This window comes from Polyangiaceae bacterium (assembly GCA_015075635.1).
Taxonomy (GTDB): Bacteria; Myxococcota_A; Polyangia; order Polyangiales; family Polyangiaceae; genus JADJKB01.
Genome location: JABTUA010000001.1, coordinates 2414918 through 2429485 on the forward strand (window position 1 = coordinate 2414918; position 14568 = coordinate 2429485).

The following is a 14568-nucleotide window of genomic DNA, read 5'->3' on the forward strand; positions in this document are numbered from 1 at the left end:
AATTCCTGATCGACCGGGTTTTCCCGTATACCACCCGGGATCGCCATGGCCACCGACCTCCAGCTCGAGCGCCTGGTTCGACGCTTTTCCGGGGGAGATCGCCCGGCGGTGGACGACGTGAGCCTCGAGGTCGCCGCCGGCGAGGTGGTCAGCTTGGTCGGGCCCAGCGGCTGCGGCAAGAGCACCACGCTGCGCATGGTCGCGGGCCTCGACTTCCCCGACAGCGGCCGGGTGCTCATCGGCGGCAAGGACATGACCCGGGTGGCGCCCCAGGACCGCGACGTGGCCATGGTCTTTCAGGGCTTCGCGCTCTACCCGCACATGCGCGTGCGCGACATCATGGCCTTCCCGCTCAAGATGCGCGGGGTGAGCCAGAGCGCGCGGGAGGCGACGGTGGCGAAGACCGCCGAGCTCCTGAGCATCACGCGCCTGCTCGATCGCCGGCCGGGCGAGCTGTCCGGCGGCGAGCAGCAACGCGTGGCGATGGGTCGTGCCATCGTGCGCGAGCCAGCCGTGTTCCTGTTCGACGAGCCGCTCTCGAACCTGGACGCGGCGCTGCGCGCCGAGCTGCGCGTGGAGCTCGGCAAGCTCCTCAGGCGACTGGGCGCGACGGCGCTCTACGTCACCCACGATCAGGCCGAGGCCATGACGCTCTCGAGCCGCATCGCGGTGATCCGCGCGGGGCGGCTGGAGCAGGTGGACACGCCCCGGCGCATCTACGAGGCGCCGGCGACGAGCTTCGTGGCGGGCTTCTTCGGCTCGCCGCCGATGAACCTGATCGAGGCGGAGCAGGCGCGCGCCGCGGGGTTCGCGTTGCCGGCACCCGACCCGGGCGACCTGCTCGGCATTCGCCCGGAGCACGTGCGTGTTGGGAGCGCAGCCGTCGAGCTCGCCATCAACGCCGAGGCCCGCGTGGTCAGCGCCGAGCCCCACGGCAGCGAGACCCACCTGGAGCTGGCCGCGGGCGCGGTCACCCTGCGCGCCAAGGTCGCCGGCTTCGAGACGCCGGCGCCCGAGACGAGCGTCTCGATCGGCTTCTCCCCGGAGCACCTGCGCTGGTTCGATCGCGAGACGGGGAAGGCGCTGTGAGGCTCGGGCGCCGGGCGTTCCTCGCCGCGAGCGCCGCGGGGCTGGCCGGCTGTGCGGCGGCCGGGCCGCCTCCGGGGCGCAAGGTCGCCCCGCTCTGGTTCACCTACGGCGGCAAGAACCGGCAGGTGCTCGAGACGCTGGTTCGGGCCTTCAATCAGTCTCAGACCGAGCACTGGATCAAGCCCATCTACCAGGGCGACTACTTCGAGGGACTCGCGAAGCTCCGCACCGCCATCGCGGCGCGGCGGGCGCCGGCTCTCTCCCACGTGGTCGGCGAGGTCGTGCCGTACCTGGCCGAGGCGGACGTGCTCGAGCCCCTCGACGGCTACCCGGGCGCGGGCGAGCTCGGCATCGTGCCGGCGCTCGGTCAGAGCGGCTCGTGGGTCGGCGGCGCGGACCGGCGGCTGGTCGCCCTGCCCTTCAACCGCTCGACGCCCATCGCCTACCTGAACGGCAAGCTGTTCGCCGAGGCGAAGCTCGCAGCACCCAAGACCTGGGCCGAGCTCCGGGAGACGGCCCGCGTGCTGACCAGGAGCCCCGCTCGCTACGGCTTCGGCTGTCCCATCGACTGGTGGTTCTGGGCCGCGCTGGTCGGACAGGCCGGTGCTGACGTCGTCGAGGCCGACGGCAGCGTGAGCCTGGGCGGCGAAGCGGGCGTCCGCGCCCTCGACTTCTGGAAGACCCTGGTGCTCGAGGATCGCAGCATGAAGCCGCCGCCGGGCCGCGACTACAACGCCTGGGAGCAGACCAACCAGGACTTTCTGGGCTCGCGCGTGGCGATGATCTGGACCAGCACGGCGTTCCTGAAATACCTGGAAGAGAACGCGCCGTTCCCCGTGGTCGCGGCCCCGCTGCCCGGCGAGACGCGACGCGCGGTGCCCACCGGCGGCACGCACTGGGTGATGCTGCGCGCCGCACCCGAAGCGGAGAAGCTCACGGCGTGGGCCTTCCTGCGCTTCATGCACCAGACCGACAGCGCCATCAGCTGGGCGACCAGCACCGGCTACCTGCCGGTGACCCGCGCCGCCATCGAGAAGCTCGAGCGGGACGGCTACTACGAGAAACACCCGAACGACCGTGTTGCGCTCGATCAGCTCGAGGTCGCGCGGCCCTGGCCCTGGTCGCCGGAGCTGTTCCGCGTGCAGCGCGAGATCGTGCAGCCGCGGCTGGAGGGCGCGGTGCTCGGCGGGCGGGACACGCGCGTCGCGCTCGACGAGGCCCGCTCGCTCGCGCGGAGGTGGCGCTGATGCGTCCGAGCCGCCGCCTCGACCTGCTCTGGATGCTCGGTCCCACGCTGCTCTTGCTGGTGGTGTTCTTCTTCGTGCCGCTGATCCAGGCCGCCAAGACCAGCCTCTACGACTGGGATCTCTTGACGCCGCCGCGCTACGTCGGGCTCGACAACTACCGAGCGCTGATCGACTCCGGCGAGCTCGGGCACGCGCTCGGGACGACCCTCACCCTGAGCGTCATCGTGGTGCTCGGCTCGATGGCGCTCGGGCTCGGCCTGGCGCTGGCGCTGAACCGGCCGACGCGCTTCGCGGCCTTCGTGCGCAGCGCCATCTTCAGCGCCTACGTCGTGTCCTGGGTGAGCGTGGCGCTGCTCTGGCTCTGGGTGCTGGACGCGGACGCCGGCGCCTTCACCGCGCTCTGCCGTGCGGTGGGGCTGCCCACCACCAACTGGCTCGGTAACCCCAAGTCGGCGCTCTACGCCCTCTCCGGCGTCACCATCTGGAAGATCGCGGGATACTCGATGGTGCTGTTCCTGGCCGGCTTGCAGGACATCCCGCGCTCGCTCTACGAGGCGGCGTCCCTCGACGGCGCCGGCGCCTGGCAACGCTTCGTCAACGTGACCTGGCCGCTGCTCCGGCCGACTGCGGCTTTCGTCGGCACGACCAGCCTGATCACGAGCTTTCAGGTCTTCGACGTGGTGCGGGTGATGACCCAGGGCGGCCCGGTGCGCTCGACCAGCGTGTTCGTTTACGCCATTTACGAGCAGGTCTTCCTGAACCTGCGGGTCGGCCGCGCCAGCGCGCTGGTCGTGGTGTTCTTCGTGCTCTTGCTCGGGCTGACCGCCCTCCAGCTCTGGGCCTGGCGCAAGAAGGGGGCGGCGTGAGCGGACGCGAGACCCGGACCTTGCGGCGCCCGCTCGCCGAGGGCGTGGTCAACCTGCTGCTCGGCGTGGCGGCCGCGGTCTGGCTCCTGCCCTACCTGTGGATGCTGGCGACCAGCTTCAAGACCCTGCCGGAGATCGTGCGGGCGCCGACCGCTCCCCTGCCCTCGGGACTGAGCTTCGCCGCCTACCGAGCGGTGCTCGAGTCGATGCCGCTGGCGCGCTACTTCCTCAACACGACGCTGATGGCCCTCGGCATCGCGGTGGTGCAGATCGCCGTGGCGCTGCCGGCGGGCTACGCCCTCGCCAAGCTCAAGTTCAGCGGGCGGGGCCTGGCCTTCGGGCTGGTGGTGGCCACGCTGCTCATCCCCGCACAGGTGCGCTTCGTGCCCGTCTTCGCCATGCTGGCCGAGGTCGGGCTGGTCAACACCATGACGGCGCTGATCCTGCCCTTCGGCGTCAGCGCCTTCGGCACCTTCCTGATCCGCCAGGCCCTGCAAAGCGTACCGGACTCGCTGATCGAGGCTGCCCGGATGGACGGCGCCAGCGAGCTCCGCATCGTCTACGGCCTGCTCGCCCCGATGCTCAAGCCGACCCTGGTGTCGTTCTTCTTGTTCAGCTTCGTCTACCACTGGAACGACTACTTCTGGCCGCTGGTGATGACCACCGACGACGCCGTACGCACGTTGCCGCTCGGCATCGCGCTCTTGCGCGAGCAGGGCACCGGCGTGCGCTGGCACATCGTGATGGCCGGCAACGTGTTGCTCAGCGCACCTGCGCTCGCGGTGTTCGCGTTCGCGCAGCGCCACCTGCTCCGAGCGGTGGCGAGCAAGGGGATCTGAGCTATCGGCCGTGGGCGAGCGGGCGCAAGACGGTTGCGCCCAGCGCGAGCCCCGTGAGCACCAAGCCGACGCCGGTAGCGCGCGCCAGCGGATCGAGACCGCTCGCGAGCGCTGCGATGCCGAGGAGCAGCGTGCAGAGGTGCGCGGCGAAGCCCAGCCGCTGGTAGCGCTCCGGCAAGAGCTGCTTCATCGACGGCACCGGCTCGAGCCCCACCCGCTTCGAGTAGCGATGGAACCAGACCAGGAAGGGCACGATGCGCCCGAGCATGCCGTGCACGATCAAACCTGCCCAACCCCAGAGCACGAGCCACCCGAACAGCACGGGCCAGCGCGAGTCGTCCCCGAAGAGCGCGAGGGCTGCGCTCGGCAACGCGGCGAGGGCGGCGCCCAGCCCTGCCTTCCAGAACCAGAGGCTCGCGTCCGGGCGCTTGCGCCGGCGGCGGGCGATGGCGACGAGGGTACAGATCGGGTGCAGCGCCCAGGCCGCGAGCGCGCCCGGCAGCGCCGCGAGAGTGGTGACGGTCGGGCTCGCGCCGAGCACGAGGGCGAGCACGAGGCACGCGAGCGCGAGCGCAAACCCCGCTACCAGGCCGTGGGTCTGCCAGCGCGGGAAGGCTGGAGTCAGGTAGAACATGGGCACGACCTGGAAGCTGACTCCGGCGATCAAGCCGCCGATCCAGACCACGAGCCCCGCCGAGACGTGCGCGGCGAGCACGCCGGGGTAGCGCGGGCTCGGCACACCGGAGCCGCGCAGGTGGCCGAGCCAGACGCCGAGCACCACCACCAGCAGAAGGCCGAGCACCGCCACGCGCATGCCGGCCACGGTCGGTCCCGTCACGGGTGCCCGCGCGAGCGCGACGCCCGTGGGCACCAGGAACGCCAAGAAGACCAGCGACAGCAGGCTCGCGCCGACGACCAACGCCGTGCGCTGCTCGGCGGCGAAGCCCCAGACCAGCGCGCTCACCGCGAGCACCCAGCCGGCGTGCACCCCGTGCGCCGCGCGCGCCAGCGGGACCGGCGCGCCGGCGACCACCGGGATCATCTGGTAGAGCGCGCCGAGCATCACCGAGCCGAGCAGACCGAGCGTTCCCAGGTGCACGAGCGCGGCGGTCGCCCCGGCGAAGCGGGTCCAGAGCAACGACGAGCCGCCGGCGATCAACAGCGCTCCTGCGCCGAGCACGCCGAGCGGCGCGGTGGCGAAGAAGCTCGCCGGGATGCCGAGCGGCGGCCCCTGTTCGGGGCGCAGGCTGCCCATCGACATGCCGGCGCTCATCTCGGCCGATACACCCGGACGAGCGCGCTGCCGTCGGGCTCCTCGTAGATCTGGTGGATGAGACCGCGTTCGCGGAGGTGCGGCACGAGGAGCCGGGGGTTCCGCGGCAAGCGGGCGAGGTAGACGCCGCTCGGCGGCAGCGCGCTCACCGCCACGAGCACGCGTTCCATCGGCTCCGGCGCCGGGAGGTCGCGCAGGTCCTCGGGCACCGGTTGCCCGCCGTGGATTACCTCGACCAGGAACTCGCGCGGGCCGAGGCGCTGGTCCGCGAGCGCGTGACCGCGGCCCCCGAGCAGGGCGAGGAGCGGCTCCGGCCGGAATGGAGCGGTGAGCTTCAGCACACCGCCTGGCCCCACGGCGGCGAGCGCCTCTAGGATGGCGTCGAGCGGATCGGTGCCCTGCTCGAGGATCGGTCGGACGTCGAGGGCCCGGAGGCCCTCGGGCACCGGCAATGACTCGACTGGCAGCGCCGGCAGAGCACTGGAGCTCGCGCGCACGCCGCGCAGCCAGATGCCGAGCAGGCGCGCTCCTTCGGCCTCGAGCGGATCCGGGCGCGCGTCCAGGCGCCGGATCAGCGTGATGCTCTGCAACATCCCCACGAACAGCGTGGCCGCGTCGCGGGGGTCGATGCTCGGGTCGATCTCACCAGCCCGCTGCGCCTCGCGCGTGAGCTCGGTGACCAGGGCGCGCTGCATCGAGTAGAGCTGCTTGAGCGCGTCGAACAGCGGGCCTTCGCCGCTGGCTACGTTCGCGAACAGCAGCCGTGGCAGACCGGGGTGACGGTGCAGGTGCCGGAGCAGCGCACGGGCGAGCGCCTCGAGCTTTTCGACCGGTCCGACCGGCTCGGAGAGCACGCTCTCGGCGATCTCGCCGAGCTGTCTCTGGGTCGCCGCGATCACGGCCATGAGCAGCTCGTCGCGGGAGGCGAAGTGTCGGAACAGCGCGGGCTGGGAGATGCCCAGGGCCCGCGCGATCTGCCGCGTGCTCAGCTGGTCGAGGGGCGAGTCCGCGAGCAACGCCAGGGTGGCTTCGACGATCTGCTGCTGGCGCACGTCGGTTTTTGCTCGCCGGAACGACCAGGCCATGTTATCGACCGATAACATGAGCGCTGTTGGAGGTAAATCATGAGCTCTGCGAGCCCTGGCGAACTGTTCACCCATGACCACCGCCGCTGCGACGAGCTCTGGGCGGAGCTCGAGGCCGCTGCAGACGACTCCGCCACCGCCCGGGCGCGCTTCGCCGCGTTCGCGCACGCCATGCGGCAGCACTTCGCGATGGAGGAGGAGGTGCTGTTCCCTGCCCTCGAGGACGCCACCGGCATGCACGGCGGCGGACCGACCCACATCATGCGCATGGAGCACGCGCAGATGAAAGGACTGCTCGACCAAATGGCGAGCGCCATGGAACGCGGCGACCTCGCCGGCGTGCTGGATCAAGGGGACACGCTCCTGATGTTGATCCAGCAGCACAACGTCAAGGAGGAGGGCGTGCTCTACCCCATCGCCGACAACGTGCTGACCAGCGCGTGGTCGGAGCTGGCGGAGCGACTGAAGAAGTACCAAGGCTAGCGTGCTAAAGCGTCGGCCATGTCCAAGGTGCTCGACGAGCTGGTGACCCAGCTCGCGTTGGAGAAGATCGAGGAGAACCTGTTCCGCGGCCAGAGCCAGGATCTCGGCTGGGGAACGGTGTTCGGCGGGCAGGTCCTCGGGCAAGCGCTGTCGGCGGCGGTGCAGACGGTGCCGCCGGAGCGGCAAGCGCACTCGCTGCACGCCTATTTCCTGCGGCCGGGCAACGTGTCGAAGCCGATCGTGTACCAGGTCGACCGCATCCGTGACGGCGGCTCGTTCACCACGCGACGCGTGGTGGCGGTGCAGAGCGGACACCCGATCTTCAACCTGGCCGCTTCCTTTCAGACCGAGGAAGAGGGCTTCGCGCACAGCTCGGCGATGCCCGAGGTGCCAGCGCCGGAGACGCTGCCTACCGAAGGCGCACAGCTCGCTCGGCTCCTGGCCGACCTACCGGCGGAGCTGCTGGAGCGTGCCACCGCCGAGCGACCGTTCGAGATCAAGCCCGTGCAGCCAGTGCTCGATCCGCGTCGGCCGGCCGTGGCCCCGGCCCGCCGCGACGTCTGGTTTCGAGCGGTCGGAAAGCTCGCCGACGACCCTGCCTTGCACCGCTACCTGCTGGCCTACGCCAGCGACTACTCGTTCATCGGCACCGCGCTCTTGCCTCACGGGGTCAGCTGGCTGAGCCCGGGGATGCAGGTCGCGAGCCTCGATCACGTGATGTGGTTTCACGAGCCGTTCCGCATGGACGAGTGGCTGCTGCACAGCATCGAGAGCCCAGCCGCGCGGGGCGGGCGCGGCCTGGTGCGCGGCATGGTCTTCACGCGCGACGGCCGGCACGTGGCGTCGACGGCGCAAGAGGGCCTGATCCGTCAGCGGCTGGGCTAGGGGCGCAGGTGCGCGCCGATGCGCGATGCGCGCCGCTCGGCGGTCAGCCGAGCCCCGGGATCACTCGAGCAGTCTTGCCATGATCAGATCACGTTCCGCCATCGAGACCCGAGGGCGAGAACCGGCCGGGACCGGCGCCGGCCGTTTCGACCGAACGGAAGCGTCGCATGGCGTTTGCTGCCGCCCGCGGAGCGCGAATGAGGGACCCCCCTAGTACCCGAAGTCGTCGCCGCCGGGCTTGGGCTTGGTCGCCGGCTTCTCCGCGGGCTTGGTCGTGGTCGTGGGCTTCTCCACGGGCTTGACCACGGGCTTGGTCCCGATGACCGGCTTTTGCGCCGTGGGCTTGGCCGCGACGGCCTCCGGCTGCGCCGGCTCTGCGGAGGCGGACGGGGACGGCGCGGGCTCGGCGGTCTCCGCGGGCTCGGCCGGCTCCGCGCTCGCGGTCGGCTCGGGGGCGGCGGCGGCGACCTCGGGGATCGCCGACGCTGCCGACGCGGCCTCCGGCGCCCCACGGGTGGCGACCTTGTAGGCGGCGAACGCGCCACCGGCGACCAGCACGAAGCCCACGGCACCGATCGCGGCGAAGAGTGGCGCGTTGCTCTTCTTCATCGGCGTGACGACTTGGTCGCTCGAACTCGACCAGACCGCGCCGTTGGCCGTCGCGCCGTGGGCCGGCATGCCCGCCGCCGGGAGCGGAGCTGCACGCGGGATCTCGACGTCCGGGGATGGCCCGTGGCCGATCTCCGGCGGGATGGTCACCGGCTTGCCGCCCTGCGCCCAGGCGTCGAGGCCCTGGATCATGTCCTCCGCCGACTGGAAGCGGTGCGCGACGTCCCGCGCCATGGCCTTGTAGACGATGCTCTCGAAGGCGACATCGATGCCCGGCACGATCTCCGCGAGCGGCGGCGGGGTCGAGAGCACGATCTTGAACAAGAGCTCGTTGAACGTCTCCGCGTCGAAGGGCTTCGCGCCCGAGAGCGCCTCGTACATGATCACGCCCATCGCGTACACGTCGCTGCGCACGTCGATGTCGCGGCTGCCGCGGGCTTGCTCCGGCGACATGTAATACGGCGTGCCCATCACGGCGCCCGTGCGCGTCATGCTCATGTCGCTGCCCAGGGCGTGAAACTTCGAGATGCCGAAGTCGATGATCTTGACGAAGTCCGGCGTGCCGGCCTTCTCCCGCAGGATGTACAGGTTGTCGGGCTTCAGATCGCGGTGGATGATGCCGGCGCCATGCGCGGCCTTGAGCCCGACCAGGGCCTGGCGGATCAGCGGGTACACCTGGCCAGGGGTCATGCGGCCTACGCGCTCGATGCGGGCGCCGAGCGTCTCGCCGTCCAGGTACTCCATGGCGATGAAGTGCTCGCCGCCGTCCAGCGTGCCGAGGTCCAAGATCTCCAGGATGTGGTCGCTGCCGATGCGGCCGGCGGCCTGAGCCTCGCGCTCGAAGCGGGCCACGGCGTCCGAGTTCTGCGCGGCGGCGGCGTGGAGCACCTTGATCGCCACGCGGCGATTGATGCGGACGTTCTCCCCTTCGTAGACCTCGCCCATGCCGCCCACGCCGATGGGGCGGACAATCTTGTACTTTCCCTCGATGATCGTGCCGGGCTCGAACAACTCGGACTCCTCCGCAGGCGCTCCGGCCGGAGTCTACACCCAGGCCTGACGTGGGGCACGAAACGCTCGCAGAATCGCCGACAAACCGCGGAAACGCGGCGTTCGACCCGCTCGCGCGTCACATCTCCTTGTCGATGATGGAGCGCAGGATGGAGGCCGCGTGGGCTTGCGCGGCGTCCTTCCAGCCCAACAGCTCCACGCTGCCCTCGACGATGCCGACCCAGGCATTGGGTTGTTGGCTGAGGTAGTGGACGACCCGTCGCACGCGATCGTACGGGACGGTCGAGCGGACGATGGAAGGCAGGCCGTTGTAGATGAGGAGCGCACAGTCCTCGATGGCCACGTGCAGACGATCGGGCGGTGTCTTGGAGAGCGCATTGTGGGCGTGACCCACCAACCGGACGACGCGCATCACCTGGCGCGGCGAGACACCGCCCATCGTGTAGGCGTACCAGGCCCGCTCGATGGCGGCGCGCTCGAAGGCGTCCGCCTCTCCGCGCTGGATGCAGGCTTCGAAGGCGTTGGCCATGGCGCGCGCCGCCCGAATCCACTCCGGAGCGTCGCCGCTCATGGGCGGCAGAGGAATGGCCGGAGCTCGGCCGCGCATCGACTCCGCCCCGCCCGAATCTGGGGGCTGGTAGCGCGCGAGCTCGAGCAGCTCTTCGTTCGGCGGCGCATAGGCCGTCATCAGGTTCGACGGGTCGGCGGGCAGCACCGGCCGCTCGGACGGGCGCATGACCAACGTCGCCGCGTTGTCGTCGTTGATGACGGGGCCTCTGCCGCCGCGTTGGGTCACACTGCCATGCTAGCGGATCTCACGCTCGACGCCGGGGCGATTTCGGCCGGTTTGTGCCGGGATGTGCCCGAAGACGCCAGGTCTACCCGCTTCCGGTGTGCTTGATGTAGGCTCCGCCATCATGTCGGAGATACCGAGCACGTGGCGTGGTCGCATGTCCGCCGGCCTCTTGGCGGTGGCACTGGCGTCACACTCGACCTTGGGGCTCGCTCAGTCGGACGACGAGCGTGCGGGTGCCAGAGCCGCCGCCAGCGAGGGGGCAAAGGCCTTCAACGAGTCGCGGTGGGCCGATGCCATCGACCTGTTCAGTCGTGCCCAATCACTCGTGAAGGCGCCCCCTCACCTGCTCTACATCGCGCGCTCTCACGAGAAGCTCGGCCAGCTGGTCAAAGCTCGAGAAAACTACCTACAGATCAAGCGCGCGAACATCGCGGACGACGCGCCCGCAGCCTTCAAGGAAGCGAAGCGGGCTGCCGAGACCGAGCTCGCGGCGCTCGAGCCGCGGCTCCCCTACGTGACCGTGAACGTCCAGGGTGCAGGCGCGGCGCAGGTCACCGTCACTCAGGACGGCGTGCAGGTGCCGTCGGCATTGGTCGGCGTACCGCGCCCGGTCGATCCCGGCGAGCACAAGTTCCAGGCCTACGCCAAGGACATGGAGTCCGAGGTCGTGACCCTCACCGTAAAGGAAGGCGGCAAGGAGTCGGTCGCGCTCGCGCTCGTCGCCAAGCCGGGCGCTGGCGCTCCGGCTGGGGGCGGCGGAGACGGCGCGGGCTCGCCTGAGGGCGCAGACGGAGCCGGTGACCGCGGTACGAGCTCGGGCTCGAACGGCATGAAGATCGGCGGCTACGTCGCGCTCGGCGTCGGCGCCGTCGGGCTCGGCCTCGGGACCGTGTTCGCGCTCACGGCTTCCGGAAAGTACTCCGATGCCGACGACCTGTTCGACAAGAGCGGTTGTGGCAGCAACACGGGGCCGGGCTCCGCCTGCGACAAGTCGGTTCAGGAGGACATCGTCGCCCTCGACGAGGACGGCGACAGCGCCAAGACGCTCTCCTACGTCGGCTTCGGCGTCGGCATCGTCGGGATCGGCGCCGGCGTGACGCTGCTGCTCCTGAGCTCCGGCAGCACCAAGAGCAGCGCCCGTGCGGAGGCGCCCCGGGTGATGCCCTGGGTCGGCTACAGGAGCGCTGGCATCAGCGGGCATTTCTGAGGCGGTGCCGCCGAGCGGGCTCAGAGCAAGCGCTCGTTCGTGACCCGCGCGCTGACCACGCGCGCGGGTCGAGCCCCGAGGTCGGCGACGTCGAACTCGGCGCCGGCGCCTCGGGCGCGGATGGCCTCGCCGGGTCGGGAGCCGCTCGGCAGCTGCAGGCGCGCCCGCACCAGCACTTGAACCGCGAGCCCGTTCGCCCCGGGCGGCACGCGCAGGCGCTTCCGAGCGAGGGAGCGCCGGAGCTCGCCGAGCGTGGCTTCCCACGCGCCGCCCCGAGCCTCGCCCAGGCTCACGCTGGTCACCTTGCCGTCGCGGTCCGTCAGCACGCTGAAGGTCGCCTCGCCTTCGCTCGGGCCGAGGCCGATGGCCGCGCTGCGGGCCAGCGTCGCGACCACGCCACCCCGCGCGAGGCCGCGCTCCTGGTCCCGAGCCTCGAGGCCGGCGCCCAGCCCACCGGCCGCGTCGGCTCCGGTGCGCCAGCCGGACTTCGGGCGATCCGGCAGGCCGGCGCGAGCCCAGAGCCCGCCGAGGCCGAGGTCCACCGGGCGCTCGGGGCTCGCGGCCATCTCCGGCACGGGGGCCGCCGCGCTCGGCCTGGCCGCCTCGCCAGCGTTGCCGAGCTCGCTGCCGGTCTGCTGCCCGACGAGCGGCGCAGGGCCGCGAGCCAGCTTCGTGAGCGCTGCGGCCGGCGCGCCACGCGCTGCCAGGGCACCGAGCGCCGGCCCCGGCTCGGCGGCGGCCGGCGGCTCGCTCTCGACGAGGATCCCGAGCTCGTCGATGCCCGGGGCGGGCTGCGCGGGAGGCCCGACCGCCGGCGCTGCCAGCGAGCGCCCAGCGAGCGCCACGAGGGCGTGCAGCCCGAGCGCCAGCGCCAGCGGTCGGGAAAAGCTCGTGTCCATTGCGTGCCCCAGGGATGGGTTGCGCGGTCGGCGCGGCTCATTCCAGGCCACAGCGCGCCGCGACCCGTTCCACGCCCGAGCGCGCCGCAGGTTCCAGCCCGGCGAGCGCTCTGTAGCGGGCGAGCGCAGCGCGACCGCTCGGGCGGTCGTCCAGGGCACAGGCGACGATCACGCGCAAGCGCAGCGCTTCCGCCTCGACCCGGCGCAAGGTGAGCTGCTTGCCGAGGGCGCTGTCGAGGCGCCGCGCGGCCTCTTCGTAGCGCCCGGCGTTGTAGAAGTTCCGGCCGAGCAAGTACTCCGGCAGCCCGTCGCTCCGCTCGGCCTCGGCCCACTCGCCGAGCCGAGCCGCTGCTTCACCGAAGTCGCGACCTGTCCGCGGGTCGCCGATCAACAGCGCGGCGATCGCGCTGCGGGCGGGGTCCGCGCGGCTCGAAGCCTTCACGTCCAGCGTTCGCAACCGGTCTTCGTCCACCAACGCCTCGGCGATGCGGCGGTAGCGCTGGGCCGCGGGCTCGGCGGCGCCACTGGCGAGGTCCAGGTCGGCGATGGCTTCGTCCGCCGCGATCCTGAGCAACTTGTGGAGCTTCTGGTCCTCGGCCAGCGCCTGGAAGCGGCGCCGTGCGTCGGCCTCGTCGCCGGCGCGGACCGAGCAGCTGCCGAGCGCGAGGCGCGCGCCGAAGTGGGCCTCGTCGAGCGAGAGCACGCGCTCGAAGCGCTCCCGCGCGCCGCGCACGTCGCCCTGCCCCAGCCTGCCGTGGGCCTCCCCCAGGATGCGATCCACGACGTGGGGGCACTTGCGCCCGAACACCGCGGGACGATCGAAGCGCGCCCGGGCGGCTTCCAGCGCGGCGGGGGCGAGCTTGGCTTCCGCCAGCGACGCCCGCCAGTCACGCTCGAGCGCGAGCAGATCCTTGCCGGTCAGCTCTTCGAGCGGCCTGCCGGCGTACCAGCCGCGCACCGCCGCGGCGCCGTGGGTGGCGCGCAGCCACTCCATGAAGGCGCCGGCCACCGTGTACGCCTTGCTGCTGTTTTCGCCCAGGAAGCTCAGGCGGAACACCGCCGAGAGCGGCGGCAACAGCTCGAGCTCGAGCATGGCTCGGGACCACTCCGCCAGCGTGAGCTCCGGGTCGTCGGAGGGCGTGGCCGCCGTGGCGACGCCCTCGATGCGCCCGGGATCCGGGATGAAGCCGCCGAGCGGTCCGCTCACGCGGAAGGGTCCCGAGCCGAAGCTGCCGGCGACGACGTGCGCGAGCTCGTGACCCAGCACGGGGTGCGGATAGCGCGCGAACTGCACGTACACTTCGCGGCGCCAGGGCTTGGCGATGTAGGTGCTGGCTGCGCCCATCAGGCGCCCCTTCTGGCCCTCGGACTCGAACACGAAGACGCTGACGCGCTCGGGGCCTCGGGTCTCGAACCAGCGCTCGAGCTCGCGCACGTGGGCGTCGCACTCGCGGCCCAGGATGCGCGCCTCGCGCTCGGGGATGCTGGGCGCGTAGACGATGTCGCAGCGCTCCGTCGAGTGCGTCCGTTCGAGCTCGGCGCGGATACTCGCCGTGGTGCTCCAGTGGCCGAGCTCCGGGCCCGAGAGCGACACCCAGAGCGAGCCCCCGAGGGCGAGGAGCCCCGCCAGCGCCACGCCAGGTCGGCCGCGCCCCACCAGCAGGAAGCCCGTCTCGCGGCGCTCCAGGTGGAAGCAGAACGCCGCGAAGGCGAGCAGCGACAGCAGCGAGCCGACCCGGTAGCTCTCGAGCCGGTCGAGCGGCTCGATCACGGTGTCGTAGAGCGGGCCAGCGAAATGGCCGAAGAAGGGATCGAACGCGAACACCATCGGGCTCGACCAGAAGCGCCACAGGCTGACCAAGATGGAGCCGACCGGACCCGCGAGCGCGAGCGACACCGCCCAGAGCAGGCGCCGCCGCGCGCGCCCGGCGGCGACGAGCCCCGCCCCGGCGCCGAACGCGCCGCCCAGCACGCTGCCGACCCCCGGTCCCAGGCAGAACACGAAGACGCCGTCCCAGAGATCACAGAAGCCGACGCGCAGGCCGTGGAGCACCGAGAGCACGAGACCGAGCAGACCGAGCACGAACCCAGCGGCCACGCCGCGGCCGAGCGCGTCGAAGGCCGAGGCCCGCGTGCCCGAGACCGCCACGGCCGTCGAGACCGCCGCCACGCTCGGCAGGAGCACACCGGCCAGCAGCGCCGCTTCGTAGCCCGGACCGCCGAAGAGCGGAAGGAACCCGCTGCCCAGGCAGCCGAGACCGCCCACGCCGAAGCCGACG

General features: G+C 71.6%; 13 protein-coding genes. 7 read left to right on the top strand and 6 right to left on the bottom strand.

Going from position 1 to position 14568, the window contains the following annotated elements; translation table 11 throughout:
* The first annotated feature begins 45 nt into the window (after window positions 1–45).
* The 4 genes from HS104_10860 (at window position 46) to HS104_10875 (ending at window position 4041) form a co-directional block, all read left to right on the top strand.
* Window positions 46–1089 (top strand): ABC transporter ATP-binding protein, encoded by a 1044-nt coding sequence (locus HS104_10860; protein MBE7480468.1) that lies wholly within the window; start codon window positions 46–48, stop codon window positions 1087–1089.
* Window positions 1056–2336, top strand: a complete 1281-nt coding sequence (locus tag HS104_10865; protein ID MBE7480469.1) for an ABC transporter substrate-binding protein — start codon at window positions 1056–1058, stop codon at window positions 2334–2336. The genes HS104_10860 and HS104_10865 overlap by 34 nt, the downstream gene beginning before the upstream one ends.
* Window positions 2336–3202, top strand: coding sequence for a sugar ABC transporter permease (locus HS104_10870; GenBank protein ID MBE7480470.1), 867 nt, complete (start codon window positions 2336–2338; stop codon window positions 3200–3202). Before HS104_10865 ends, HS104_10870 begins: the two co-directional genes overlap by 1 nt.
* 101 nt (window positions 3203–3303) lie before the next feature.
* Window positions 3304–4041, top strand: a complete 738-nt coding sequence (locus tag HS104_10875) for a carbohydrate ABC transporter permease (protein ID MBE7480471.1) — start codon at window positions 3304–3306, stop codon at window positions 4039–4041.
* 1 nt (window position 4042) lies between these two features.
* Here HS104_10875 and HS104_10880 read toward each other — a convergent pair whose 3' ends face one another.
* On the bottom strand, window positions 4043–5314 hold the full coding sequence (locus HS104_10880; GenBank protein ID MBE7480472.1) for a hypothetical protein: 1272 nt from the start codon (window positions 5312–5314) through the stop codon (window positions 4043–4045).
* Window positions 5311–6417 carry a DUF2249 domain-containing protein gene (locus HS104_10885; protein ID MBE7480473.1) on the bottom strand — a complete coding sequence of 369 codons (1107 nt, stop codon included), beginning with the start codon at window positions 6415–6417 and terminating at the stop codon, window positions 5311–5313. Before HS104_10885 ends, HS104_10880 begins: the two co-directional genes overlap by 4 nt.
* Window positions 6418–6438: 21 nt before the next feature.
* Here HS104_10885 and HS104_10890 point away from each other — a divergent pair, with 21 nt between their 5' ends.
* Both HS104_10890 and tesB read left to right on the top strand, forming a co-directional pair.
* Window positions 6439–6882, top strand: a complete 444-nt coding sequence (locus HS104_10890) for a hemerythrin domain-containing protein (protein ID MBE7480474.1) — start codon at window positions 6439–6441, stop codon at window positions 6880–6882.
* Between the two features lie 18 nt (window positions 6883–6900).
* Window positions 6901–7767, top strand: a complete 867-nt coding sequence (tesB, locus tag HS104_10895; GenBank protein MBE7480475.1) for an acyl-CoA thioesterase II — start codon at window positions 6901–6903, stop codon at window positions 7765–7767.
* A 210-nt stretch (window positions 7768–7977) separates the two neighbouring features.
* On the opposite strand, the gene HS104_10900 is transcribed toward tesB, so the two are convergent.
* A complete protein-coding gene (locus HS104_10900) occupies window positions 7978–9321 on the bottom strand; it encodes a protein kinase (GenBank protein MBE7480476.1) in 1344 nt (447 codons plus the stop codon).
* 184 nt (window positions 9322–9505) lie between these two features.
* On the bottom strand, window positions 9506–10183 hold the full coding sequence (locus HS104_10905; GenBank protein MBE7480477.1) for a hypothetical protein: 678 nt from the start codon (window positions 10181–10183) through the stop codon (window positions 9506–9508).
* Window positions 10184–10304: 121 nt separating this feature from the next.
* Between HS104_10905 and HS104_10910 the strand changes: the two genes are divergently transcribed.
* Window positions 10305–11390 (top strand): hypothetical protein, encoded by a 1086-nt coding sequence (locus HS104_10910; protein MBE7480478.1) that lies wholly within the window; start codon window positions 10305–10307, stop codon window positions 11388–11390.
* A 20-nt stretch (window positions 11391–11410) separates the two neighbouring features.
* Here HS104_10910 and HS104_10915 read toward each other — a convergent pair whose 3' ends face one another.
* Window positions 11411–12289 (bottom strand): hypothetical protein, encoded by an 879-nt coding sequence (locus HS104_10915; protein ID MBE7480479.1) that lies wholly within the window; start codon window positions 12287–12289, stop codon window positions 11411–11413.
* A gap of 37 nt (window positions 12290–12326) precedes the next feature.
* The gene (locus HS104_10920; GenBank protein ID MBE7480480.1) at window positions 12327–14555 is read right to left on the bottom strand and encodes a hypothetical protein; all 2229 of its coding nucleotides are present in this window, start codon (window positions 14553–14555) and stop codon (window positions 12327–12329) included.
* Window positions 14556–14568 lie beyond the last annotated feature (13 nt).